Below are 22,867 nucleotides of genomic sequence, written 5' to 3'. Positions count from 1 at the left end.
ATTATAATGTATAATAACTGTTTATTAAACTTAATAAGTTCATTTAAGTAAAAGATCAAGAATATGACAAAAATTATTTTAGATTCCACTATTCAGGTTCCACAAAAGGTTGCAACAGGCAACTCTGGAAAGAATGAGTTAGGTGATTTTTTTGATAAATATGTTGGCCCTGAAGAAATAAAAGTAAATCAGACGGCTTTTTATGACTTAGGATTTGACCCTGATTTTTCTATTGATGGAAATACTTTTTATAAAAAGCAATCTCCTTATAAAGAACAACCCGGGTTCAATTTTTTTCATTTTCTGATTAAGATGGTTTATAATGCCATAAAATATTTTTTTCAAACTCCAGAAGAAAAAGCTTTTCAAGAATTGATAAAAATAGAAAAAAGCTGGCAGGAGGCTGCCCAGGCAAAAGGAATGTTATATTTTGAGAACACTGATAATATCAATAAAATTTTTTGGCAGGGCAAGGCTCCTTACGTCTGTGATTTAAAAGAATACCAGTTCTTTAAACAGTTATCTAAGATAGCCAGCATAAATGAACCCGTTAAGCAAGTTTATTCTAATCAATTGCTTCGTCCAGTACATGCTTTTAATCGTCCACAAAAGCTTAATCAAAGCAAAAAAAATATTTTAAATCAAGAAGATACAGGCAAAGAAATTCGTAACGGAGATGTTGCCCGTCTAAGTAGGTGGGGTTTTGCATTATTAGATAATCACACAAAAAACTACCGTATAAATCATAAAGATTTTTTGAAAAAGATAGATAAAGAAGAGATAGATGAAAAGGGAAATGAATCAAAGCTTTCTGACAAATTAAAGCTTTCTGTAAGAGAATTAAGACTTGCTCTTCGTGAGGAGGACTATAAGGAGTTTAGTGAGAAATTAGAGGTATTTAAACAGAGTTGGAATAAATATGTAAAATCTCATCCGCTTCTAGAAGAATTATCTGTTGTGTATTCACAAGAAGATTTTTTTGAAGAGAAATATCAGATTTTGGAAAACCTTTATCAAGAAATGCAAGCTCCTAATGCTTATTCTAAGAAAGATTTTCTAACAATTGTTAGCAAGAAATTTGCAAAAGCATCTGAGAAAGAAGAAAAATGTTCAAAAAAACTATATAAAATGTTTCTTTCTAAATTTCCTAATAGCGATACAGCTAAAGAAATTTTAGAAGGTCAAAAACTAGCTTTATGTAAAGAGTTAGCTGTCAAAAGCTAACTCGTATAACTAGTTATTGTGAGCTAAAAACTCGCAAATTAACGGCACATTAATCAAAATAGGAAAAGGTATCTGATCGATTGCAGGGGAGATGAGAAGTTGTCCTGAAAAAGTACCAGCATCCAAAGAGAGGTACTCAGGGATATCACCAGAGCTAATTACGCTTTTTTGGATTTTATCATTTTTTTGAGACTTTTCTTTAATAGAAATCGTCATTCCCGGTCGGACAAAAAATGACCTGCGATCTACTTTCTTACCATTTACCAATACATGTCCATGAGATACTAGCTGCTGAGCTGCGAAAATAGTCGGTGCTAATTTCAGGCGGTAAACCATATTATCTAATCTGCACTCTAATCGCTCGATAAAGAGGGTAGGGGCATTTTTCCCTTGTTCTTTTGAGCTTTCTTTTGCGGCTTCTTGTACAGCTTTCTCATAGTAAAGTACCACTTGGGTGGTAGTCAGCATGCCATAAACAGCTTTTAGTTTTTGTTGCTCTTCCAGCTGAAGGCCATAATCAGACTTTTTTTTTCTTTTACTTCCATGCATTCCCGGAGGATTTGGCTTATGTAGTAATGGATTACGAGCTTTGCCGAATATATTTGCTCCAAAACGTCTTGCAACACGATTTTTTGGACCGGTGTATCGAACCATGGTATCTCCTAATAAAGACTGCTTACTTTAATGATATAAAGAGATGTATGCTAATCTACCTGTGATTTTTTGTAAATGGAGCTTTTTTTGTTAAAAAATAATATATGATATTGTCAGGTTTGTTTTTCAGCGTTATACTCCTTCTTTAAACAAGGGAATTTAAGAGTTATGCAAAAAGATTATTGGATTGTAGCTTATTATATCTTTACCCCCATTGAAGATCCTTTGGAAGAGGTAAAAAGACATCAAAAATTTCTAGAAAATAAAGACATTAAGTGTCGGATCTATATTGCTCATAATGGGATTAATGCTCAAATGAGTGGTTATAAAACCGATGCTCAAGTCTATTTAGAGTGGATGAAACAGGACGCACGTTTTAAAGAAATTTCTTTTAAAATAGATTTTTACCATGAGCATGCGTTCCCTAAAGCCTCTATAAAATTTCGGAAACAGCTTGTAGCCTTAGATGAAGAAGTAGATTTGGAATTAACAGGGACACATCTTTCTCCTAAAGAATGGAAAGAGATGTTAGAAAATCGCGATGAAAACGTTTTGCTACTTGATGTACGTAATCAATATGAATGGGAACTTGGTCATTTTGAAGGAGCTGAGCTTCCTTGTTTAAAAAACTTTAGAGATTTTTCCCCTTATGCAAAAAAATTAAAAGATCATTATGACCCTGACCAGACAAAGGTCATGATGTACTGTACCGGTGGTATTCGATGCGAACTATATTCTGCTTTGCTAAAAAAAGAAGGTTTTGCTGAAATCTATCAGTTAGATGGTGGCGTGATTAATTATGGGAAACAAGAAAGCACTGCATATTGGAAGGGCAAATTATTTGTATTTGACGATCGCTTATCCGTTTGTATTGATGAAAAAATAGATGAGGTAATCAGTCAGTGTGCTTATTGCAAAACAAATAGTGATACATATTATAATTGTGCAAATATGGATTGTAATGAGCTTTTCTTATGTTGCCCTGCTTGTGCAAAAAAGCTCAAAGGCTGTTGCAGCAATACTTGCATGTCTGCTAGTAGGGTAAGGCCTTATCAGACAGCCGTGCGCCCTAAGCCTTTTCGTCGGTATTCCAAAGAGAGCGAATTAAATTAAGCATGAGCTTTTGTGTGTCATCAAGCACAACGGTAAGGCCTGGTTTGATTCCCTCTTCGGAGAGCTCAAAGGCTTTCATGGTGTTGCAAATGCGCCCATCAAGACGTATGCCTATCCCTTGAATGCCAATCATATTTCCCCAATCTGCAAACATGGTAAGAGTAAGCTCGCATGCGGTGATCAGAAAGAAGATTTCTTTATCTGGATGGGCAAAAATGAGCTCGAAGCATTTTTCTCCAATATAGTGAACGGTAGGAATAAATAAAGGAATAATATGAGCTCTGTCAGGTAGAGCATTTACTGCTTTACCAATAAAACACTGACGACATACCGGATGATTGGGATCGTGAATACAGTCAGCTGAAAACCGTTTTGAAGGGCATTCAAAAGGTTTATGGCAATAAGAAAATCCTATGACAAGAAGATAGTTTTTATGGGAAACTAAGCGCTTTTCAAAGGAAGCCAAATCTTTTACCCCATAAAAGAAAAGATCTTGGTCTCGAGAGTAAGGTTTTGTAAATAAAGAAGAGATAAAACGATAGCTATGTTTTATTGGCGCACGAAAAAAATAGCGCCAAAAAATTTTTTTCTTATCGCGGGTGAGTAAATATTTTGTACTTTTCCATGTAAGATTGCAGGCGGTGTCTTTGGTAATACCAAGCATTTGTGGAAGGGAGGAAAGGGTTTTTAACGGATGGGTTTTTTGATAGGATTTTTGCTCTTGATCCCATTTTTTTTCTGCTTCTTCCCAGCTGGATTGGTTATTCCAAATCTTCAATTTGTGATTCATAAACTATGAATATAGTTTAAAAGGAGATATTTGTGTCAGAGCTATTTTATCATTTGGATATTTCTCAAAAATCTCAAATGGTTATTACATTGTCAAAAAAGTTTTTCCAGAGAAAAGAAGCCTTGCTAATAGCTAAATCTCTGTTAGAAAAAAACGCACTAGACCTTTTATGGAAAAAATCACCTATCCATGTAGAAGAGGGAACAAGGTTTTCTATCTCCTCAGAAAGTGCATTTGCATTACTTAAACTTCTTAGTGGTACAGGTAGATTGCTCTATAAAGGACAAAAGATCATTATCGATCCTTTTACAAGAGCAGAGGGATTTGTTCAAGCAAAAGTCTTAAATGAGACACAAGTAGAAATCTGCGCAAGATTTAAACTTGGTAGGCAAGAAGAGTCTTTATCCAGTTGTACAGCTGTTTTTTGGGGAAGTCCTCAATGGATTCTCTATGCTGGAGTTATACGTCTATTAGACACAGAAGCATCTTCAAAATGGCTAAAAACCTCAGAGACTATCTTACAAGAAAAAGAACTACAGGAGTTTCTAGAGGAAACAGGGGGTGTAACCTGGTTAGGAGAAATTTCAAAAGATCCTTTGCCTTTTATTTGTTTAACAGATCGACATGGAGGATTTGCCAATCTATGGTTTGATTATGGGATACGAGGAAAAATACCAGCTTTTGAAGAAAAAGAGTTTTTTTGGCGTAAAAAAAACCTGGAAAAGCAATGGGAACAAGACTTGTTAGAAACTGATTTTAGCAAAAAAAAAGTGGGAGACTCCTTTTATTATTGTCCTCTAGATAAAGTAGCCAAATGTATTACATTCTTAATTAAAATTGGTTGGGAGGTATTTGATCATCAAAATAAGCAAGTGGTTTGTTTAGGACAAGAGACTCTTTTGCTAGAAGAGCGTAAGCAAGCTTGGCTTGTACGGGCTGAGTTTGATTATCAAGGCTACAAAGCTAATTTGCAACAGGTAATAGGAGCTTTTAACCGTAGATCTTGCTTTGTAGAATTAGCTGCTCATACAGTTGGTTTAATCGATTTGAAAAAAATAGAAGAGAAATGGGCGGACTTTTCAGAGTTAGAGTTTGATCAAGAGGGGGTCTATCTTCCTTTTAGACAACTAGGATTGCTCTCTGATGGAAAGAATCCTCTAGAGATCTTTAAGCAGCTAAAGCAGCCTATTCAACCAATTATTCTAGGAGAAAAATTCAAAGGACAACTGTTTACCTATCAGAACCAAGGTTTAAGCTGGCTTTCTTTTCTAGAGAAAAATCAAGTAGGAGGACTTTTAGCCGATGAAATGGGTTTAGGAAAAACCATCCAAATAATAGCCTTTCTTTCACAACTAGAGCTTAAACAGTCTTGTTTGATTGTGGTTCCTACCTCTTTGTTATTTAATTGGCAAAATGAATACGCTCGGTTTTTTCCCAGTTGCTCAATTCATGTGCATGCAGGCAAAAAGAGAATGAAAACCTTTCCCCATATTCCATCGATCATTCTTACTTCCTATGCTGTTTTACGTATAGATCAGGCTTTGTTTACTTCTTTAGATTTTCAATTGATTATCTTAGATGAAGCACAGATCATTAAGAATCCAGATAGTCAAATAGCTGAAGTGTGTTTTCAATTAAAAGCAAAGATGCGAGTGGCTATTACAGGAACCCCCATAGAAAATAAACTAGAGGATCTCTTTTCACTTTTTCATTTTCTTAATCCAGGGTTATTAGGTGAGCGTAAACAGTTTCAAGCAGAAGTGCTTGCATCTCAAGTGGACGGTCGTTATGTAAAACGCATGCAAAAGCTCATTAGGCCATTTATCTTACGTCGCACAAAAAAGCAAGTAGCGTTTGATCTTCCAGAAAAACTCGAACAGACCATTTGGGTAGAGATGGGTGAGGAGCAGCGTAACATTTATGAAAAATATCTACAGTCCACTCGTGTTAAGCTTTGTTCAAAAGAAACGAATCAACAGATGCAGATCTTAGAAGCCATTCTACGTCTCAGACAAATTTGCGCTCATCCTTTGCTAGTAGACTCTACTGCTCAAGATCTTTATCAATGTAGCGGAAAATTTTCCAAGGTTATGGCTGATTTGGAAGAAGTAGTAGGAGAAAAAAGAAAGGTTCTCTTTTATAGTCAATTTACTTCAATGCTACATTTGATGAAAAAAGAGGCTCAAAACCGCGATTGGAAATACGTCTATTTAGATGGAAGCACAAAAAACCGAGAACAGGTCGTATCTCAGTTTCAAGAAGATGATCAAACCCTTCTTTTTTTTATTAGCTTAAAAGCAGGAGGAGTTGGTTTAAATTTGACTAAGGCTGACTATGTCTTCTTGTATGACCCTTGGTGGAATACAGCAATAGAGAATCAAGCTATTGATCGAGCCCACAGGTTAGGAAGGTTTAACCAAGTGATTGCTAGGCGCTATGTAACTGTTTTAAGCATTGAAGAGAAAATCATGCGACTTAAAAAACATAAACAACAGCTCTCCCAAACCCTAATGGAAGATTTAAGCAACATAGAAACCCTTTCTTTAGAAGATTTGATCCAGCTACTAGATTGAAACCAAAAGGGGCACTATAGAGCCTTGCTCTATAACTCATGCCCTGGAACTGGGAATACCCGACTGGCCCCAATTTAGCTACCATCTCGACCAAATAGCTTCGAAAGAAAGGCAGTTTCTTTTAGAAGTAGGTAGTGCCTGTGCCTTTCTAAAAAATGTAGGAGATCAGGAATACAGCCGGTTTGTCATAGAGATTCTTAGTTTGGAAGGTTTAGAAAGTTCGAGAATTGAAGGAGAATTTCTTGATAGAAAAAGCTTGCAATCATCGATTAAACAACACTTTAGCTTGCGCGTATCTCCCAACCAAGAGACCAATAAAGAATCTCGAATGGCTAAACTTCTTTGCGATGTTTATCAATCCTTCGATCAGCCATTGACTCAAGAGATGCTCTTTAGATGGCATTTCGAACTGTTTAATAATCAATCAAATATTGTTGATTGTGGAAGATACCGCACTCATATTGAACCCATGCAGATTGTTTCTCATTGATATGGCTCTTCAAAGGTTTTTTTTGAACCCCCTCCATCAGTAAAAGTCCCTGATGAAATGGCAGCATTCATTAATTGGTTTAATTCTACAAATGCATCTCTATCTATTCTAGCAAAGGCGGCCATTGCTCATGTATATTTTGAAAGCATTCACCCTTTTGAAGATGGAAATGGCAGAATCGGCCGTGTTTTAGTGGAAAAGGTTCTTTCTCAAGGCATTGGACACCCTGTATTAATTGCTGTTTCAAAAATATTAGAAAAACAAAAAAAAGAATACTATGCAGCTATTGAAAGATGTAATCACACTCTAGAAATAGATCACTGGATTGCATTCCTTGCAGATGTGATCCTGCAGGCTCAAAGTCAATCGATGAGCCTTCTTTACTTTTTGATTGAAAAATCAAAGCTGTTGACAGCTCTTTCTGGGCAACTCAATCCACGTCAGGAAAAGGTTTTATTGAGGATGTTTGCAAAAGGTCTAAGCGGTTTTCAAGGAAGATTGAGTGCTGATAACTATATTGCGATAGTAAAAACCTCTAGAGCAACAGCAACACGCGATTTAGCAGATCTAGTTCATAAAAAGGCTTTAGTAAAAACCGGAGAACTTCGCTACACCCGTTATTGGTTAAATCTATCCACAAGAATTAGTCCTCTTCTTTAATATCTTGCTCGATCATTTCCTTAGCTGCAAACTTAAGTGTTTTAAGCCCTTCAACAAAGCCAATTTCTTTAAGTAAAATATCGAGATAGCGCAGTTCTGTCTGGAGTTGATCATTGACCGATTCTAATTCGGAAATCTTTTTTAGCAGTTCTTCTTTTTTCATAAAATTATCTCTTCAATTAGGCAAAAAAGGGATGAAATAATGCCTTTGATTTATCTGTATACATACTTAAACAAGGATTTTTTAAGATATAGATGAAAATGAATCAATATAAATTTTTTAATATAACTCATTTATTTGCAGTTAATTGCAATTATTAAAAAATAGTTTTTAAATAATTTAATTTTTCATAACTCATTAACAATTGTTTGTTATAATAGAAGCTCTTAATAATAAGAACAATATAAAAAGAGGATTTATGAGTGCAAATATAAATACAAGAGTTTCTGCATCTTGTACCTGTTTTGCAAAAAGTGACCTTATCAATACGATTTCTTTGGCAGCGATTAAACAAAGTTATACCTAGAGAGCTAAATCCATCTCGAATTGTAATAGAGCCTCTTTAATCGAAAGATCGTAAGCAAAGCCTCCTATGTTGTTAGCCGCTACGACTCGATGACAGGGAATAAAAAGAGGAAATGGGTTGATTTTACAAGCAGATCCGACAGCGCGAGCTGCTTTTGGATGACCGATTGTAGAAGCAAGATTACCATAAGTGACTAGCTGTGCAAAAGGTAGATTTTGCAAGTGAATCAATACTTTTTGGTAAAATAGAGGGAGCTTGGGTAGGTTAAGACTTAAAGGGCTGGGATCTTTTCGATAACTGTACTGAGTTAACCATTTTATAATGGTTTGTATTGTATCTAGGTCGCATTCTTTAGAGATACAGCATGCAAAATGCGATGACTTAGTCAGGGTTACTTTAGATAGAATGCTGCCTTTGCATTCTATCTGTACACAAATAGAGGGACCTTGATTAAATGAATATTGCATAAGCTTTTAGCAAGGGAGAGCGTATCCTAAGTTGTGCTATCGGATGTGTATTTTTACATCCTCTGAGATATCTGCAACCATTTGATCCATTTGGTTATAATCATCAAATTTATTTTTATTAACAGGTTGTCCCGCATAAAACCAATATTGCTGAATATCAGAGTCCGTGTAATAAATAGTAGATCCGTGCTTAAGGTCATTTTCCCAATTAATTTCCTGAGTTAGTAAATCACCATCGGTGTAATGCCTTTCAGTTCCATTTTTTTGGTTATTTAAATAAGAAATTTCTAGATAGCGGTTGCCATTTCTAAAATAAGTAGCTTTTCCGTGTAGCTGCCCGTTCACCCACTCTTCTAAAGCAAGAGGTTCTCCGCTAGCTGTAAATGTTTGTTTATTCCCATTGAGTTTGCCTAGGGCATAATAGGAGATTGATTCGGGAGCTCCATTTGGGTAATACGTTTCTTTTTTTACTGTATAACCGTCTTCCACTATTTCTTTAGAAAGCAGCGTTCCTGTTTGATCTCGAGAAATGCGAATGCCATCTCCTTTTTCTACCCGTGCCTCTATTTCATTTAGAGCAGTAAAGTATTGTCCTTCTATGAGTTCATTTCCTGCGTATTCTTCAACCATCATAGGACAACCTTCTATATACCAACTGGTAAGGGAACAGCGTTGAGGAGAGAGTTGAATCCATTCTTGTAAAGGCATGGAATTAGAATTATAACTCGTTTCTTTAACTCTTTGTCCTTGATTATAGATAATGCATTTTTCAATCGCTTGACTATGAGCAAAGGTATAAGTAGTAGGGCCGTGTAACTTGCCATTTTCATAGGTAGATGTAACGGTCACGCCATCACTAAGAGCTGTGATTACCTGTCCTGGATAATTATGCTCTTGCCATTCCTCTTTAGGAACAGGGTAACCGTATTTGTGGATATAACGCTTAGATATAACGCTCGTCTTTTCGCTGTTATCATGAACGCAGCCAGATAAGATAAAAGCCGTACCGCTCATAAGGATAAACAGGTGTCTTTTCATGATGAACCTCATTTTAAGATAAAATATGTAATTGTTCTAACTCTTTCATCACTGTTTCTATAATCCGGCTATGTTCCTTTTCAACAGCTTCAAAGGCAATGGTTTTAAGTTTGTCGCGATAGAACAGACGAAAAGTTATGTTTTTTCTATCTTTGCCGATTTGAGAGCTTTTGTAAAGATCTAAAAGAGTAATTTTCTCAAGAAGTGAAGAAGAGTTTGCTTTAATGATCTTTAAAATAGAGTCAACAGGTATTTTATCTGCTATGGTAATTGTCCAATCTCTTTCTGATCCAGGGAAAGAAATAAGGGGTTTAACAAGAGGAGTTTGTTTAATAAAAGGTGTAAGCTCTTCTATATTTATTTCCGCAAAATAAATTCGCTGTTCAATACTAAGAGCTGAACTATGTTTAGGATGCAGTTCTCCTAAAGAGCCGATAATATTGTCTTGGCACATGATAGCTGCTTGTCTATTGGGATGAAAGTTATGCAAGTGTGAAGGATGAAAACTAATGGGTTCGACATGAAGAAGCGTGCACAGGTTTTCAATGATCCCTTTTAAATCAAAAAAATCATAAGCTCGAGGTTTGGGATCGATGTGGTAAGGAAAATTTTTCCCGGTTAGAATAATTCCAATAGCCGATTGTTCAATATATTTATCTTTTAAATGGAAGTGGATTTTACCTATTTCAAATCCTGATAGGTCTTGATTTTCTCGATCATAGTTGTGTTTAACGACTTGCAAAAGGCCTGGTAGAAGAGAAGATCTTAAAACAGATTGATCAAGTGAATGAGGTTGTAATACAGAAATGGAAAAGCCAGCAGGAAATGTGTTTTCAGAGGTTTTTTTAGACTGGTCTGGGCTGATCAGATTACAGGTTATAAACTCTTGAAGGCTCTCTTCTAGCAAATAAGTACGAAGTTGTTTTTCTAACTGATAAGCCGCACAATGCACAAGAGGAGAAGAAATATGAATAGGCGTTGTTTTAACAATATTGTTATAACCATACAACCGAGCTATTTCTTCAATCAGATCAATTTCGGACTTTAAGTCATTTCGAAAAAAAGGAACAAGAACTTGAAATTGCTCTGTAGATTGTTCAATTACATGCATATCTGCAGAAAAGAGGATCGTGAAGATATCTGAAGGAGTTAGTTGTGTACCTAAGATGTTATTTACACGTTTTGCTCTGCAAATGATTTTTTTAGAAGCAAAAGAACTTGTCTTTTGATCAATCATTCCTTTAACAATTTTTCCACCTGCGATTTTTTGTAGGAGGTAAACAGCATAATCTAATGCTTTAGGAATAAAGTTAGGATCTATTCCTTTCTCTAATCTTTGTGAGGCATCGGTCTTTATTTTAAGCCATTTACTACTTTTACGAATCGATTGTGGGGTAAAATAAGCAGCTTCAATTAATATATCAGATGTCTTATCTGAAACAGCAGAACTCTTTCCTCCTATAACACCTGCAAAAGCTAAGGGTTTTTCTGGATCGCAAATCATCAAAACATCTGGAGGAATGAGACGGTTTACCGAATCGAGAGTTTCTAATTCAGAAAAGTACGTTTTAGAAGTAACTTGAAGAGTATGATCCGCAATGGTTTGGTAATCAAAAATGTGTAGAGGTTGACCTAACTCTTGTAAAATGAGGTTTCCCACATCCACAACGTTATTAACACTACGAAGGCCTGCTTGTTCTAATTTTTTTTGCAACCAAAGAGGTGAAGGCCCTACAGAAACCCCTTGCAGTATTCTGCAGGCATATCTTTCGCATTGAATTGGATCAAGAAGGTCTATCTTAATGAGATCTTTTATCAATATTTCTTCTTCTTCTAAAGAAAAAGAAGGGAATTTTAAAGGAATTTGTAAAAGAGCAGATAAATCTCGTGCGATTCCATAGACGCTCATGGAGTGACCTAAATTTGGGGTCAAAGATAATTGAAGAATGGTGTCGTTGAATACTTCCTTTAAATCGGTGCCCTCTTCTATTTGATCAGGCAGCTCCAAAATACCATCTACATTATCTAAAATCCCCAATTCATCTGCTCCGCAGAGCATTCCATAAGACTCAATACCACGTAGCTTGCTTTTTGTGATTTTTACAGATTTGTCATCTGAATAAAGAATTGCACCTATTTGAGCTAAGGCTACACGCATTCCTGTGCGACAATTTTCAGCTCCGCATACCACTTGCAGAACTTGGCTACCGTTGCTTACCTTAGTTACTTTTAAATGATCAGAATTAGGATGGGAGACAACTTCTAAAATAGTTGCTGCTACAACACCACTAAACTTAAGAGGATTTTCGGTTACTTCATCTACCTCGATTCCACCTAGCGTTAACACTTGGCATAAATCATGAGTAGATAAGTTAATATCTATATATTCTTTTAAAGAAGACAATGAGACTTTCATAAAACAAAAAGACAAATTAGTATTAAGCTGTAGATCTTATACCAAATTTGAATATCTCGGAACAAGAAATAATGTGTGCTACTTCTGAAAATAGTTCTTGGATTGCTCGTACAAAGAGGCTTACCCAAGCTTTAATTATTAGTGGGACATTGAACGTTAGTCTGTTAGGTACTTTTTTTTACTTTGTGATTAAGGATAAAAATGATTCTTTATCTATTGAATTAAAACCATTGACTCTTGAGGCAAAATTGTCATCTACTAGTAATTTAGAGGTCCTACGTTCCTATTCCGTTTTACCTTATCAGCAACTCCTTATCTGCTTAGAAAATAAAGATTTTGTGGAACAAGGTATTAAAAAAAGAGATCTTGCTCTTTCTTGTCTTGTTGCTTTTCATCATTTTAATTTAGATAAGGCTCTAGGAGGCATCTCTTTACAAAAGAGATCGATTCTCTTAAGTCAAGAGAAAGGATCGGAGGTTATAGAAGTGCCTGTTTTTCCAGGACTAGCCGACTATCAATTTCAAGCAATTGTTCATTTTGCAAAAACGGAGAAATGGCCCTTTACCTCTCAAGGTCTATTCTATGAGCTAAAACGATCTATTCCACCCTATCACTCTTCCTTAATTAATGCTTTCTCTCTTACCTCAGAATACCACAGTGTTTATATGCTTTTTTCTAAAACAGGGATTTCTTGCTCAACAAAACAAGTAATTGATCTGCTTTGCGAAGGGGAATGGATCGATCTTACAAACTTTAGTTTATCTCAAAGAGTTGCCTTAGATCTATCCATGGAAAGATGCCGCTCATTTTTAGTGACTTATTTGGAGAAAAGATCTAAAACAGCAGCTCTTTTACTATTGGAGAGCAGTCCGGAATTTTGTCTACAACAGTTAGAAGATCGGCATATTTTACTTTTTTTTGATTTATTTAATGACTCTTCTTATCTATTAAAAAATTTATCGAAGGGACTACTTGCATCTCCGCGTACAGATGTTGTATGGCAACTAGCAGCACAGACATTGGGTTATTCGCAAATTCCGGCAAAAAAAATAGAAAAATCAGAGATAAAAAAACCTCTTTACAAAACATATAAAGTACAAGCAGGGGATAACTTATGGAAAATCGCACGGGCACATAAAGTGAGCATTAAAGAAATTATGCAGAGCAATCAATTGGAAACCGATAAAATTCGCCCAGGTCGTTGTTTACAAATTCCTATTCACTAAGGAACAGGATCGTTGCCTCCAGGATGCCAAGGATGGCATTTTACTATACGTTTTACAATCAACCATAATGCTTTATATCCATGAGCATGGATGGCTTCTATTGCGTAATCAGAACAGCTAGGGAAAAAACGACAACAATTACCTAGAAGAGGGCTAATGGTGAGCTGATATAAGCGGATGCATAGAAGGGGAATTTTTTTTAGCATAAGGAATTAGCAGTGGATAGTTTTTCAGATAGTGTATTTATTAAATCTCTATGTTTTAGAGAATGTAAAAAGAAAAAATTCAACCTTTCTTCTTCGGTCTCTTTATAAACAGGACAGATCTCTAATCTATCTTCGTTAGCCAAAAAACACTTATATCCTAATGTTTTTAAAAAATAAATTACATGATTGGGATGGTAATTAAATTGAAGAGTCCATCTTTCAAATAGCTCGACAAATAATATAGGTAAAAATTTCTTAATTAAGCCAAGACCTCCTTTTATTACAGAAAACTCAGCCCCTTCTACATCGCATTTTATGAAGTCTAATCGATTTAATTTTTGGGCAGATGCAAATGTATCTAAAGTGTCCACTTGGCAAGTTATTGGTTTTGCTTTAGAACAATTGATCAGGTTTTTCTCTGAAGCAAGAACGGATCCTTCAGGAAAATAATAATATGTTAAAGAGCCTTTTTTTTCTGATAAACCTATATTAAAAGAAAAGATATTATCGCTTTTATTCAAGTTGATATTTGTAACTAGGTTTTTATAGGTATCTTGTATGGGTTCAAAAGCATATATCTTTGATTGGGGAAGCCTTTTAGAAAACAGTAAAGAGTACCAACCAATGTTTGCCCCTATATCCAGAATAACAGCATTTTTCTTAAGTAGACTGAAGAGAACTTCTTCATCTTCTTTTTCATAGCAATCAAAGTTTAATATATCAAAAGGAACACCTCTTCTATCTAAGCCGTTGAATACTAATTTTATATGATCTTTTCTAGTTGTAAATAGCAGTAAATCATCCTGTATTTCAATTTTATGAATATCAGTATTTTTTAATCTTTTGGAAAGATAGAAAAGTGTTTTGTTAAAAGACTGCATTTGACCTATATAATCATACTTGACTATCTTTTTTTCTTTATAGGCACTAACAAGTTCTTCTATTGGATTTTTACTCATCCTTTTCCTTTTTTAAATTTACTTATCCCAGACTCTAGTACCCTTTTAATGAGATGGATACAAATAGAAAAAGAAATAATGGGGGTTAATATTCCACAAGCAATAGCGGCAATTGTATAGTAGTGATAGTAAAAATAGGTAGAAATAGAAATTCCTGCGATCACCCAAAGGCAAAAACAGCTACCGCAATAAAAAAGACTATCGTAGAATACAGGGTCTAGCCCATTTCCTTTTTCACCTGTGAAAATCCAGCAAATGAATCTTTCGAATTTAAGAGCTAATGGAGTTAATGACTTTTCATATTCTTTACGTGATTTTGGATTAGCTTCCGGGAGCAGTAATTTCATCATATTCTTATGCATTCTTGATTTACTTATGCCTTTGATTTCCATTTCTAAATTGGCTAAAAAGGAAGCATTTAATAAACGATGGTAAATTTCTGCATCAAGTAGCATGATTAATAGAACACCTCTTGATGAAAAAATAGCAACAAGTGCAATAGAGATCATCCTATCAATAGGAGCTCCCACCTCTTTTCCTGATAAAACATAACTGAAAGCAACAAATGTTGCTAATACCCATCCTAGTAATGCAATTTTATATCTTATTTTTAAGATATTATAATGTTTAGTGTAAGAAAAAGCTTTGGAATATAAGCCATAATTGATGGACCTTTCAGATCCATTTAATGGATCAACTATAAATTTTGAGCTTTCTGAAGACTCAGAAGGGGTTATATTTTCATCCATGATCTAGCTTTCCTAGTTCTTTTTCAAAGTTTCTATACAATCTTTTTTCTGATTTTACTGCCAATGTCTTTAATAGCTTTCCATAACCCCAAATACATAGTATGGTAATAGGGGTAAGAAGAAACATTATCCATCTCCAATTGTCGACTCCAAGTAGGAAAGAAATGCAGACGAATAATAGAAAAAGTAAATCCTTGCTATACCCAATGTAAAACTGTAATTTTTTTTGTAAACGTCCATGATGCTCTCTAGAAGAATTAATCATGTGAAAATGTATAGGGAAAAACCATGGATTTTCTTTTTCAAGACGTAGAGCATCAATAAAAGCACTCATGAGTAGTCTTTCTATAAAAATCAAATCAATAGCTGAGATAATTGTATTCATCAAAAATGAAAATACACAAATGAATATGGAAATGGCAATGGAGCTAAATGGTAATATAGGAGGATTAATAGATAGCAGAAAACCAATAGCAGCAAAAGTTCCCATTAAAAGAGTTATGCTCATCTTTCTTAAGATGCATTGTAAAACATCGAAGTGTTGTATTCCTTCTATGTGCTCTTCTAATTGAGCATATACTTCAAGCCTGTACTCGGAAGTGATCCGATGCATTTGGCACTTTCCTTTTTAAAAATTTTAGTTTATCCTATCTGCTTTAAGTTAATACAATATATTTCTTAAAACAAAATGTTTTTTAAAAAAAATGTCTCTTTTAGAACATGTAAAATCCTTCCATACTCCAGTTTCCCTAAGTAATGTTCTTCTGATTGGATGTCAACATATTCTAGAAACTACGCATACGATGCTTCAATCTCTCTATGACTTTGGACTGAATCCTAAAAATATTTTCCTTATTGGAAAATGCTATTCTAGTAGTCGTTCTGTATGGCAAGAAATGTGTCGGGAGGGAATTCAAGTCTCTCTTTTGAGTTTCTCTTTTGAAAGCCATTTAACTTTTGATGATCAGTTTTGTGATATTTTAGTGCAATTTTTGAAAGATGTTCTATCTAGGGTTGACTTTTCAGTATTTAATACAATTATCATTATAGATGATGGGGGACAACTTTTAACATTGTCTATGAAATTTTTTAAAAAATATAAAAATATTATTGGGATTGAGCAAACAACTTCTGGGTATGAAAAAATCAAAATTACCTCTCTTCCATTTCCTGTAATTAATGTAGCTAGAAGCCAAGCAAAATTGATTTATGAGTCTCCCATGATTGCAGATATTGTAATAGAAAAAATTCTTAAACGTTTAAAATCTTTCGAGAAGATTCTTATTATGGGAGGAGGTGCGGTTGGGTCTTCTATCTATATGGCTTTAAAAAATACTTACGAAGTACAAGTTTATGATAAAAAAGGAGGTATCGATTTAGAAAATCATTTGCAAGCAGCGGACATAATTATTGGATGCACTGGAGAAACAAGTATATCTTTTAGTAAATATAAATATTTAAAAGAAGGGTGTATATTAGTCAGTGCTTCTTCTTCAGATCGAGAATTTGATGCGGTGCATATTAGAAGAAGATGCAAAAATATAAAGAGTTGCCATGATAATATTGAAGGAGAACGATGCATTCTTTTGAATTGTGGATTTCCTGTTAATTTTGATGGAGGTAGAAATAGTGTTGCTCCTGAAAAAATCCAGTTTACGAGAGCTTTGCTTCTGGCTGCTATTTTACAGGCTTACGAGATGCCAAAGGACTCTTTAGAAATACTTCCTCTCAGTATGGATGTGCAAAGAGAAATCATTAGCAAATATCTAACCATGCAAAAATTAAATAACATGGAAGAGATCATGCAGAATAGCCAAAGTTACTTCGATAAAAATAAGTAAGATGATTGTCCATTCCAAACGAGAGCTATGTTGATGATTAATCTCATTAGATAAGATTTGAAAGAGTTCATGCATAACGTTGAGTTTTTTATTGAGAACCTCAACACGTTTATTAATATCAAGATAATGAGAAGTACGTCTATAAAAGGGTTCTAGTTCGGGATAGTCCCAAAAGAATTCTGGAGTATCAAGACTTTCGCTATGTAAATTAATAAAATTACGCTCAATGAATATATAACCCATTTTCTGATAGATCTCTTTACGAGAAAGAGGAATTTTACCTTTTTGAGCTAAATCGCTAGGAAGGTGTTTTGTGCGTTCAATATTTTTTTGTACAAGATCTTCAAAAATAATTAATTTAACCGATTGAGCTAATCCGTGTGATACAGCTAGTTTGGTTAAATCATTTTGATTTTGTAGCATAATTTCGTCTTCTTCGATCTTGAAATTATCTCCATAGACATAGGTGAACTCATCTAGTTCTAATTTACCAGGGTCTTTTTCAAAGGTTTTTAGAGAGTCTAGAATCTCTTTTTCTTCCTCTTCACTAAACCCCCAGCAAACAACTACTCCATAAGAAAAGCAAAAAACATCCTTTTTTTCCTGTTTATCTTCTTGAAGTTGGAGGTGAATTACATCGCGAAATAGTTGGCAGATGCCCATCCTCTGTAGGTATTGGAATAAACGAGGGATATCATAAGAAGAAGCTGTGCAGTAACAGGTACAACGCATAAGTTTTTTCATATCGGCTAAGGTTAAATCTAAGAATAGAGCAAGAGCAATTTTACTTGAATTGATTTTAACAAAACCATTAAGATCTTTTCTTAAAAATGTTGCGCGGGGGTGGCGGAATTTGGTAGACGCGCTACCTTGAGGTGGTAGTGGGTTTTCTCGTGGGGGTTCGAGTCCCCCCTCTCGCATGATTTTAAAACTAATTCTATCCGTTTCTAAATTAAAATTTTCGAATTCTTTTTGTTTAAATGTTTTAAAAAATTTGTAAGGAGCTGTCATTTTTTGACAGTTAACTTCATGGTTTTGTAATGAAAAAATTTTTTGAGATTTTGCTGAACTGGCCAAGACCGTATATTTCTGGAACTGATTTACATCATATTTTGAATAAATCTTCAAATTCTCGCTATGCAATTATTAAAAGAGCTATCAAAGAAAATTATCTTATTCCCATTCGAAGAGATTTTTATGTGATCAAGAATTCAAGGCAGCCTCTTGTAGATTCTTTTGAGATTGCTACCGTTATCTATGGCCCTTCTTATATTAGCTTCGAATCTGCTTTAAGTTATCATGGGTGGATACCAGAAGCTGTTAGAACGACAACTTGTGCATCGGTTAAAAGAGCTAAAGAGTTCGAAACGCCGATTGGAGTTTTTTCCTATGAGCATATTCCTATTGAAGCATTTCCTTTTGGAGTTGAACAACATCCACAAAACGGAATAACTTTATTTATTGCAGCGCCTGTAAAGGCTTTAGCTGATATGATATACGCAAGAAAAAGAATCTGGCCATCAATTGAGGATCTTTCCGAAGATCTTCGTATAGAACCAGAAAGCTTTAAAAATTCTGATAAAGAATTATTAGCAGGTCTTATTGAAAACTATCCGACTCCTAGAGTAAAAAAAGCGCTTTATGTTTTACAAAAGAATTTAGGCCCATGACAATCACAATTATTCAAGAAAAGCTGAAAAGTTATACGCTGCATTCTAAGAGAGAAGGGCTCAATGCGCTGAAAGAAATCTATCAAGAAATTGCATTATCGGCTTTAGCAAGAAGTGATTTTTTCAAATTAGCGGCTTTTCAAGGAGGGACGGCCTTAAGAATTGTTCATCAATTACAGAGGTTTTCAGAAGGTCTTGATTTTGTACTTTTAACTCAATATGAAACGTTCCAATGGGAACCTTATTTAAAAGTCATTGAGTTAGAATTTAAATCTTTAGGTGTAATCCTAGAAATTAAAGATCGATCTGATGCTAAAGGGGCTATAAGGACAGCGTTTTTAAAGGAAGATTCCTTTGCTCGTATTCTTGAGTTAACTTACGACAGATTGCCATCTGATGAACAAAAAATTATTATTAAATTAGAAATCGATACACTTCCTCCTAAAGGCTCTGGCTTTGAGAATGCTCTTTTAGCTTATCCCTATCCTTTTTCTATTCTGATACAAGATTTGCCAAGCTTATTTGCAAGTAAATGTCATGCCTTATTGTGTAGAAAATATGAAAAAGGACGAGATTGGTTTGACTTTCTATGGTACCTTTTAAAAAAAATCCCAGTCAATAGTCTTCTACTAAAAAATGCTCTTTATCAAGCTGGTCCGTATAAAAAAAAAGACATATCCTTCAGTAAAAGATGGTTTCACAAAGAATTTGAAAAAAAAATTTCGGTTGTGAATTGGAAAGCAGCACAACGTGATGTAGAAAATTTTCTTAGGCCAAAAGATAGAAAATTTGTCGAGAATTGGAATGCCGAATTTTTTCAAAAACAAATGGAAAAAATAGAATGGGTTTCTATGTGAATTTAGATAACTTTACCTTTGTTAATTTAAACTTTTTTCAGTTTGAGTTTCATCGATTTTAGATTGCAAAGAAGGCTTATGAAACAGCAAAAGTAAAAAGGCAACTAAAGCAATGCCTGAAGCAGTCAAATAGATGAGAGCGTAATGTAGAAAAAAAAGCCCGATGACTATTGGAGCTGCAATTTGAACCATTGCAATAACAGCTTGACTCACTCCCATAATTTCTCCTTGAATACGTGGTGAAGCGGAAAAGGAGATTAGGTTAAATATATTCGCTGCTGTAAAAGAGGCAATAAAGGCTGCTATACAATCAAAAACAGACAAAGATACAAACTTGTGAGTAAAAGAAGCTATGCAAAATAGCAAACTTAAAGCAAATAAACCATAGCAGGGAATATTAGCTAAAGAAATCCATTTGATTAAAAGACGATTAATTAAAGAGCTTCCTAGAATCCAGCTAAGTCCTAAAAAACATAAAGCGATCCAGGTCGGAGGGGAATTAAATTCTAAAAAAGAATAAGAAGAAAAAGATTGAAAAATCAACATCCAACTTAATAAAAATAAAGATTGGACGAGAAGTAAAAAACGCAATTTAGAAATGCGAAAAACCCGGGTCAGTTTTTTCGGTCCCTCAGTGAACTTCCATTTGATTTTCTTTTTTTTCGGATGATGTGTTTCTTCAAATAGATAAAGTAAGGCTATTAAATTAGCGACGCCCATAAGGGCTGCTATCATAAAAGGCAGCGAAGGGAAGAAATGAGGATCAAATTTACGATTGGCTAGAACTCCTCCAGCAAACATAGCGCATAACCAACCAAATCCTCCTATACCGGTTAGATAGCCAAAATATTTGGAACGCTTCGTATGATCGGGGTTTAAATCAGAGATTGTGGTCAAGCATAAACTGGTATTCCCTGAAAAAAAGCCAGATATTAACCGTCCTAGAACCAATAAAATAAAATGGGAAATATAAAAAGCAAAGGCAACGAGCAAGTTACCTAAAACCATTCCAGTAATGGTAATACAAAACGATTTCTTTCTTCCAATTGTATCTGAGATGACTCCTATTAAAGGTGCACCAAAAAGCAAAGCTAAAGGAAAAACTGTCCCTAAGGTAGCAAGGCTGATATTTTTCCAAAATAAACTAGAGGTGATTAGATGGGATTGAGAGCCAAGAATAACAGAGGATAAAACGGGAATAACAAGTGCTAAGCTAAAATTATCGATAAAATAGAGTAAAAAAATCGGAAAGGAGGTTTTCATAATTTTAAAATAAATGTTTCAAGTATTTTCTTGAAAGATCTGATTGATTTTTTCATTCAAGTCTTCTGATAGATCAAGGTTTTGAATTTGAGAAAAGGTGGTTGCATAAGCTAATGTCAATAAGGTATCCCATTGCTCTTGTGAAAACCTAAAACAAAGTTTTGGCGCATGAAAGCTGCAAAAACTCTCTCCATAATGAAGTGCCATTGCTTCTTTTTCACATTGACTACAAAAAGGTTGCAGAACAAGCAACCCTTCCTGCTTGAGCAATTTTATACAAAAGCTATTGATTAAGATAGTTGTATCCTCAAAATAGGGAATAGCTCTCAAGCATTTATAGAAAAATTGATAGACTTTAGGAGCTGGTTTGTGAGGTACTTGGGAAGTTAATATGATTTGTATTAGGCTTGCTGCTGCTTGGATGTGTTGCATTTTTGTACGCAATTGTAGATGTTCGCTTAAAACTGATCCATCTACAAAATGCATGAGACTGCTTTTACCACGATAAAAAAGGTATTCACCTTGGCAAAGAGGAGAGCTTAATGCCAATTTATCCGTTCTTTTAACCGAGATTCCTTTAATGATAAATTGCAGAACTCCATAGCAATTAGTAAAAACCGTGACGATCCGATTCTTATCTTGATAAGGTAGAGAGCGTAAAACAATTCCTTCTGTCTTTTCATATTCCATAGAATGTAAGCATAGTTTATTCTCTCTTTGAAAAGAAGATGGAGATTGTTTTTTTACCTTTAAGAAAGTAACCTATCTAAGATTTTCAAAGTTTAGCACCGATAGCTCAATCGGATAGAGTACCCGGCTTCGAACCGGGTGGTTACAGGTTCAAGTCCTGTTCGGTGCGATTTTTTTAAAAATTTAAAGGTTAAAGGTTTGAAAAGGTTATGCGACAAAAAAGTCAAAAAATGTCGCAGAAATGTCGCAGAAAAAATTAATCTAGATTTATTCGATAATAGGTGACTTTTTTCTTTCCCATTTGGGAAATCAGCCTTTTCCCTACTAGATCGGAAAGATCTCTTTGTAGAGTCCGTCTATTTATGTCCGGGTAAAATGATTCATATTGTTGAATAGTAAAGTCTTCATTTGTTTCCAGTAATTGTTGTAATATCTGTTTTTGTCTTTTGGAAAGTTTATATTTTGCTACCAGAATATCCAACTTTATAGCATGAGTGCCTTTAAGTTGAATTTCCTGCATTTGAGTTTCTAGAGCCTTGGAAAAATATTCTAGCCAAACAGTCATATCCATATTCTTGTCTCTAACAGACTGAATGGCCTTATAATAATTAGCTCGATTTCGGTCGTAATATTCGCTTATTGTAAAAAGTTTTTTAAAATCATATCCGAATTTATAAAGACACAAAGTAGACAAAAGTCGGGCCGTTCTACCATTGCCATCTAGAAAAGGGTGGATATGAACTAATTGAAATTGTACAATGCCAGACACAAGAACAGGGGGGAATTGTTTGCTCATTTTGTATCCAATCCACTAGTTGAGCCATAAGACAAGGGACTTCATAGGCTAGTGGTGGAGTATAAATAATTTCTTTAGTTTTTGCATTCGCTACATAGTTTTGGATCTTTCTATATTGACCTGGTTGGGCATTGTTTCCTCGAACTTTATCGACTAGTTTTTTATGGATTTCTCGGATTAAACCTTCAGTAATAGGTTTTTGAGAGGTCAGATAATCAGATACAAAATCAAAATATTTTTTATAAATTAATAATTCTCTTACATCTTCAGCATCTACTCTGGATAGTTTTTTTCCAGAAAGTAGTTTTTCAGCTTGATCTAAGCTTAAATGAGTGCCTTCGATATGAGTAGTATGGTGAGCTTCGAGAATAAGAGCTCTAGCCTGCATTTTAGCTATCCAGTCTTCTGAAAGCGTGGCGGCTTATAGAAAACCACGGGTGCGCTCAATAGAGGTTAAAGCATTTGCTATGGAAAAAGTGATAGTGAATTTTGGGGAAAATTGCATAGATTTTATGATGTTTTTTTGTTTAAAGTATGTCATAAAAATCAACCATCCTCAAGATTTATTCTTGCAAGAAGAAATCTTCTGTTTATATATTTGTTAATTTCAAACGAAAAAGATCTTTGAACAACAAACCTCATGAATATTGATCATTTT

Annotated in this window: 24 protein-coding genes and 2 tRNA genes; 11 read left to right on the top strand and 15 right to left on the bottom strand. The window is 34.7% G+C overall.

Features of this window, described 5'->3' with window-relative positions; translation table 11 throughout:
* The first annotated feature begins 63 nt into the window (after positions 1-63).
* Positions 64-1,224, top strand: a complete 1,161-nt coding sequence (locus tag RHAB15C_RS05545) for a hypothetical protein (RefSeq protein WP_194844742.1) — start codon at positions 64-66, stop codon at positions 1,222-1,224.
* Positions 1,225-1,233: 9 nt separating this feature from the next.
* Here the strand turns inward: RHAB15C_RS05545 and rpsD are convergent, their stop codons facing one another.
* Positions 1,234-1,878 (bottom strand): 30S ribosomal protein S4, encoded by a 645-nt coding sequence (gene rpsD, locus RHAB15C_RS05540; RefSeq protein ID WP_194844743.1) that lies wholly within the window; start codon positions 1,876-1,878, stop codon positions 1,234-1,236.
* A 168-nt stretch (positions 1,879-2,046) separates the two neighbouring features.
* On the opposite strand from rpsD, the gene trhO reads away from it, so the two are divergent.
* Positions 2,047-2,991, top strand: a complete 945-nt coding sequence (gene trhO, locus RHAB15C_RS05535; protein WP_194844744.1) for an oxygen-dependent tRNA uridine(34) hydroxylase TrhO — start codon at positions 2,047-2,049, stop codon at positions 2,989-2,991.
* On the opposite strand, the gene RHAB15C_RS05530 is transcribed toward trhO, so the two are convergent.
* Positions 2,948-3,781: a hypothetical protein gene (locus RHAB15C_RS05530; protein WP_194844745.1), complete on the bottom strand. Its 834-nt coding sequence runs from the start codon at positions 3,779-3,781 to the stop codon at positions 2,948-2,950. The genes trhO and RHAB15C_RS05530 overlap by 44 nt on opposite strands.
* Positions 3,782-3,813: 32 nt before the next feature.
* Between RHAB15C_RS05530 and RHAB15C_RS05525 the strand changes: the two genes are divergently transcribed.
* Genes RHAB15C_RS05525 through RHAB15C_RS05515 form a run of 3 tightly spaced genes read left to right on the top strand, consistent with a single transcriptional unit; the run spans position 3,814 to position 7,504 of the window.
* Positions 3,814-6,354, top strand: coding sequence for a DEAD/DEAH box helicase (locus tag RHAB15C_RS05525; RefSeq protein ID WP_194844746.1), 2,541 nt, complete (start codon positions 3,814-3,816; stop codon positions 6,352-6,354).
* On the top strand, positions 6,350-6,844 hold the full coding sequence (locus RHAB15C_RS05520; protein ID WP_198424164.1) for a DUF4172 domain-containing protein: 495 nt from the start codon (positions 6,350-6,352) through the stop codon (positions 6,842-6,844). Before RHAB15C_RS05525 ends, RHAB15C_RS05520 begins: the two co-directional genes overlap by 5 nt.
* 57 nt (positions 6,845-6,901) lie before the next feature.
* Positions 6,902-7,504, top strand: a complete 603-nt coding sequence (locus tag RHAB15C_RS05515; RefSeq protein ID WP_246587542.1) for a Fic family protein — start codon at positions 6,902-6,904, stop codon at positions 7,502-7,504.
* On the opposite strand, the gene RHAB15C_RS05510 is transcribed toward RHAB15C_RS05515, so the two are convergent.
* The 4 genes from RHAB15C_RS05510 to pheT all read right to left on the bottom strand — a co-directional run bounded on the left by RHAB15C_RS05510 (position 7,488) and on the right by pheT (position 11,940).
* Positions 7,488-7,667: a hypothetical protein gene (locus tag RHAB15C_RS05510; RefSeq protein WP_194844747.1), complete on the bottom strand. Its 180-nt coding sequence runs from the start codon at positions 7,665-7,667 to the stop codon at positions 7,488-7,490. The genes RHAB15C_RS05515 and RHAB15C_RS05510 overlap by 17 nt on opposite strands.
* A 360-nt stretch (positions 7,668-8,027) precedes the next feature.
* Positions 8,028-8,498 (bottom strand): methylated-DNA--[protein]-cysteine S-methyltransferase, encoded by a 471-nt coding sequence (locus RHAB15C_RS05505; protein ID WP_194844748.1) that lies wholly within the window; start codon positions 8,496-8,498, stop codon positions 8,028-8,030.
* Between the two features lie 36 nt (positions 8,499-8,534).
* Positions 8,535-9,536, bottom strand: coding sequence for a toxin-antitoxin system YwqK family antitoxin (locus RHAB15C_RS05500; protein WP_194844749.1), 1,002 nt, complete (start codon positions 9,534-9,536; stop codon positions 8,535-8,537).
* Positions 9,537-9,549: 13 nt separating this feature from the next.
* A complete protein-coding gene (gene pheT, locus RHAB15C_RS05495) occupies positions 9,550-11,940 on the bottom strand; it encodes a phenylalanine--tRNA ligase subunit beta (protein ID WP_220716033.1) in 2,391 nt (796 codons plus the stop codon).
* 83 nt (positions 11,941-12,023) lie between these two features.
* On the opposite strand from pheT, the gene RHAB15C_RS05490 reads away from it, so the two are divergent.
* Positions 12,024-13,178 carry a LysM peptidoglycan-binding domain-containing protein gene (locus RHAB15C_RS05490; RefSeq protein ID WP_194844751.1) on the top strand — a complete coding sequence of 385 codons (1,155 nt, stop codon included), beginning with the start codon at positions 12,024-12,026 and terminating at the stop codon, positions 13,176-13,178.
* Here the strand turns inward: RHAB15C_RS05490 and yidD are convergent.
* From yidD to RHAB15C_RS05470, 4 genes are read right to left on the bottom strand one after another with little or no spacing between them, the layout of a single operon-like run.
* Positions 13,175-13,384, bottom strand: coding sequence for a membrane protein insertion efficiency factor YidD (gene yidD / locus RHAB15C_RS05485; RefSeq protein WP_194844752.1), 210 nt, complete (start codon positions 13,382-13,384; stop codon positions 13,175-13,177). The two genes, RHAB15C_RS05490 and yidD, sit on opposite strands and share 4 nt — an antisense overlap.
* Complete coding sequence (locus RHAB15C_RS05480) at positions 13,378-14,343, bottom strand: FkbM family methyltransferase (protein WP_194844753.1); 966 nt, start codon at positions 14,341-14,343, stop codon at positions 13,378-13,380. Before RHAB15C_RS05480 ends, yidD begins: the two co-directional genes overlap by 7 nt.
* Positions 14,340-15,092 (bottom strand): hypothetical protein, encoded by a 753-nt coding sequence (locus tag RHAB15C_RS05475; protein WP_194844754.1) that lies wholly within the window; start codon positions 15,090-15,092, stop codon positions 14,340-14,342. Before RHAB15C_RS05475 ends, RHAB15C_RS05480 begins: the two co-directional genes overlap by 4 nt.
* Positions 15,085-15,705: a hypothetical protein gene (locus RHAB15C_RS05470; protein WP_194844755.1), complete on the bottom strand. Its 621-nt coding sequence runs from the start codon at positions 15,703-15,705 to the stop codon at positions 15,085-15,087. Before RHAB15C_RS05470 ends, RHAB15C_RS05475 begins: the two co-directional genes overlap by 8 nt.
* 91 nt (positions 15,706-15,796) lie before the next feature.
* Here RHAB15C_RS05470 and RHAB15C_RS05465 point away from each other — a divergent pair, with 91 nt between their 5' ends.
* Positions 15,797-16,933, top strand: coding sequence for a Rossmann-fold NAD(P)-binding domain-containing protein (locus RHAB15C_RS05465; protein WP_194844756.1), 1,137 nt, complete (start codon positions 15,797-15,799; stop codon positions 16,931-16,933).
* On the opposite strand, the gene RHAB15C_RS05460 is transcribed toward RHAB15C_RS05465, so the two are convergent.
* The gene (locus RHAB15C_RS05460) at positions 16,874-17,665 is read right to left on the bottom strand and encodes an RMD1 family protein (protein ID WP_194844757.1); all 792 of its coding nucleotides are present in this window, start codon (positions 17,663-17,665) and stop codon (positions 16,874-16,876) included. The genes RHAB15C_RS05465 and RHAB15C_RS05460 overlap by 60 nt on opposite strands.
* Positions 17,666-17,770: 105 nt before the next feature.
* Between RHAB15C_RS05460 and RHAB15C_RS05455 the strand changes: the two genes are divergently transcribed.
* The 3 genes from RHAB15C_RS05455 (at position 17,771) to RHAB15C_RS05445 (ending at position 19,460) form a co-directional block, all read left to right on the top strand.
* Positions 17,771-17,853: transfer RNA gene (locus RHAB15C_RS05455), tRNA-Leu, on the top strand.
* 120 nt (positions 17,854-17,973) lie between these two features.
* On the top strand, positions 17,974-18,603 hold the full coding sequence (locus RHAB15C_RS05450; protein ID WP_194844758.1) for a type IV toxin-antitoxin system AbiEi family antitoxin domain-containing protein: 630 nt from the start codon (positions 17,974-17,976) through the stop codon (positions 18,601-18,603).
* Complete coding sequence (locus RHAB15C_RS05445) at positions 18,600-19,460, top strand: nucleotidyl transferase AbiEii/AbiGii toxin family protein (protein ID WP_194844759.1); 861 nt, start codon at positions 18,600-18,602, stop codon at positions 19,458-19,460. The genes RHAB15C_RS05450 and RHAB15C_RS05445 overlap by 4 nt, the downstream gene beginning before the upstream one ends.
* A gap of 21 nt (positions 19,461-19,481) precedes the next feature.
* Here RHAB15C_RS05445 and RHAB15C_RS05440 read toward each other — a convergent pair whose 3' ends face one another.
* Both RHAB15C_RS05440 and recO read right to left on the bottom strand, forming a co-directional pair.
* Positions 19,482-20,723 carry an MFS transporter gene (locus RHAB15C_RS05440; RefSeq protein ID WP_194844760.1) on the bottom strand — a complete coding sequence of 414 codons (1,242 nt, stop codon included), beginning with the start codon at positions 20,721-20,723 and terminating at the stop codon, positions 19,482-19,484.
* An 18-nt stretch (positions 20,724-20,741) separates the two neighbouring features.
* Positions 20,742-21,413: a DNA repair protein RecO gene (gene recO / locus RHAB15C_RS05435; protein ID WP_194844761.1), complete on the bottom strand. Its 672-nt coding sequence runs from the start codon at positions 21,411-21,413 to the stop codon at positions 20,742-20,744.
* A gap of 95 nt (positions 21,414-21,508) precedes the next feature.
* On the opposite strand from recO, the gene RHAB15C_RS05430 reads away from it, so the two are divergent.
* Positions 21,509-21,582, top strand: a tRNA-Arg gene (locus RHAB15C_RS05430).
* An 87-nt stretch (positions 21,583-21,669) separates the two neighbouring features.
* On the opposite strand, the gene RHAB15C_RS07480 is transcribed toward RHAB15C_RS05430, so the two are convergent.
* Both RHAB15C_RS07480 and RHAB15C_RS07360 read right to left on the bottom strand, forming a co-directional pair.
* Entirely contained in the window at positions 21,670-22,209 is a 540-nt protein-coding gene (locus tag RHAB15C_RS07480; RefSeq protein WP_350339542.1) for a Fic family protein, read from the bottom strand.
* Positions 22,121-22,597, bottom strand: coding sequence for a Fic family protein (locus RHAB15C_RS07360; RefSeq protein ID WP_281422348.1), 477 nt, complete (start codon positions 22,595-22,597; stop codon positions 22,121-22,123). The genes RHAB15C_RS07480 and RHAB15C_RS07360 overlap by 89 nt, the downstream gene beginning before the upstream one ends.
* Positions 22,598-22,867: the final 270 nt, after the last annotated feature.

The sequence above is a fragment of the Candidatus Rhabdochlamydia porcellionis genome, assembly GCF_015356815.2.
Classification (GTDB): domain Bacteria; phylum Chlamydiota; class Chlamydiia; order Chlamydiales; family Rhabdochlamydiaceae; genus Rhabdochlamydia; species Rhabdochlamydia porcellionis.
This window is presented reverse-complemented; position numbering and strand designations above follow the sequence as displayed.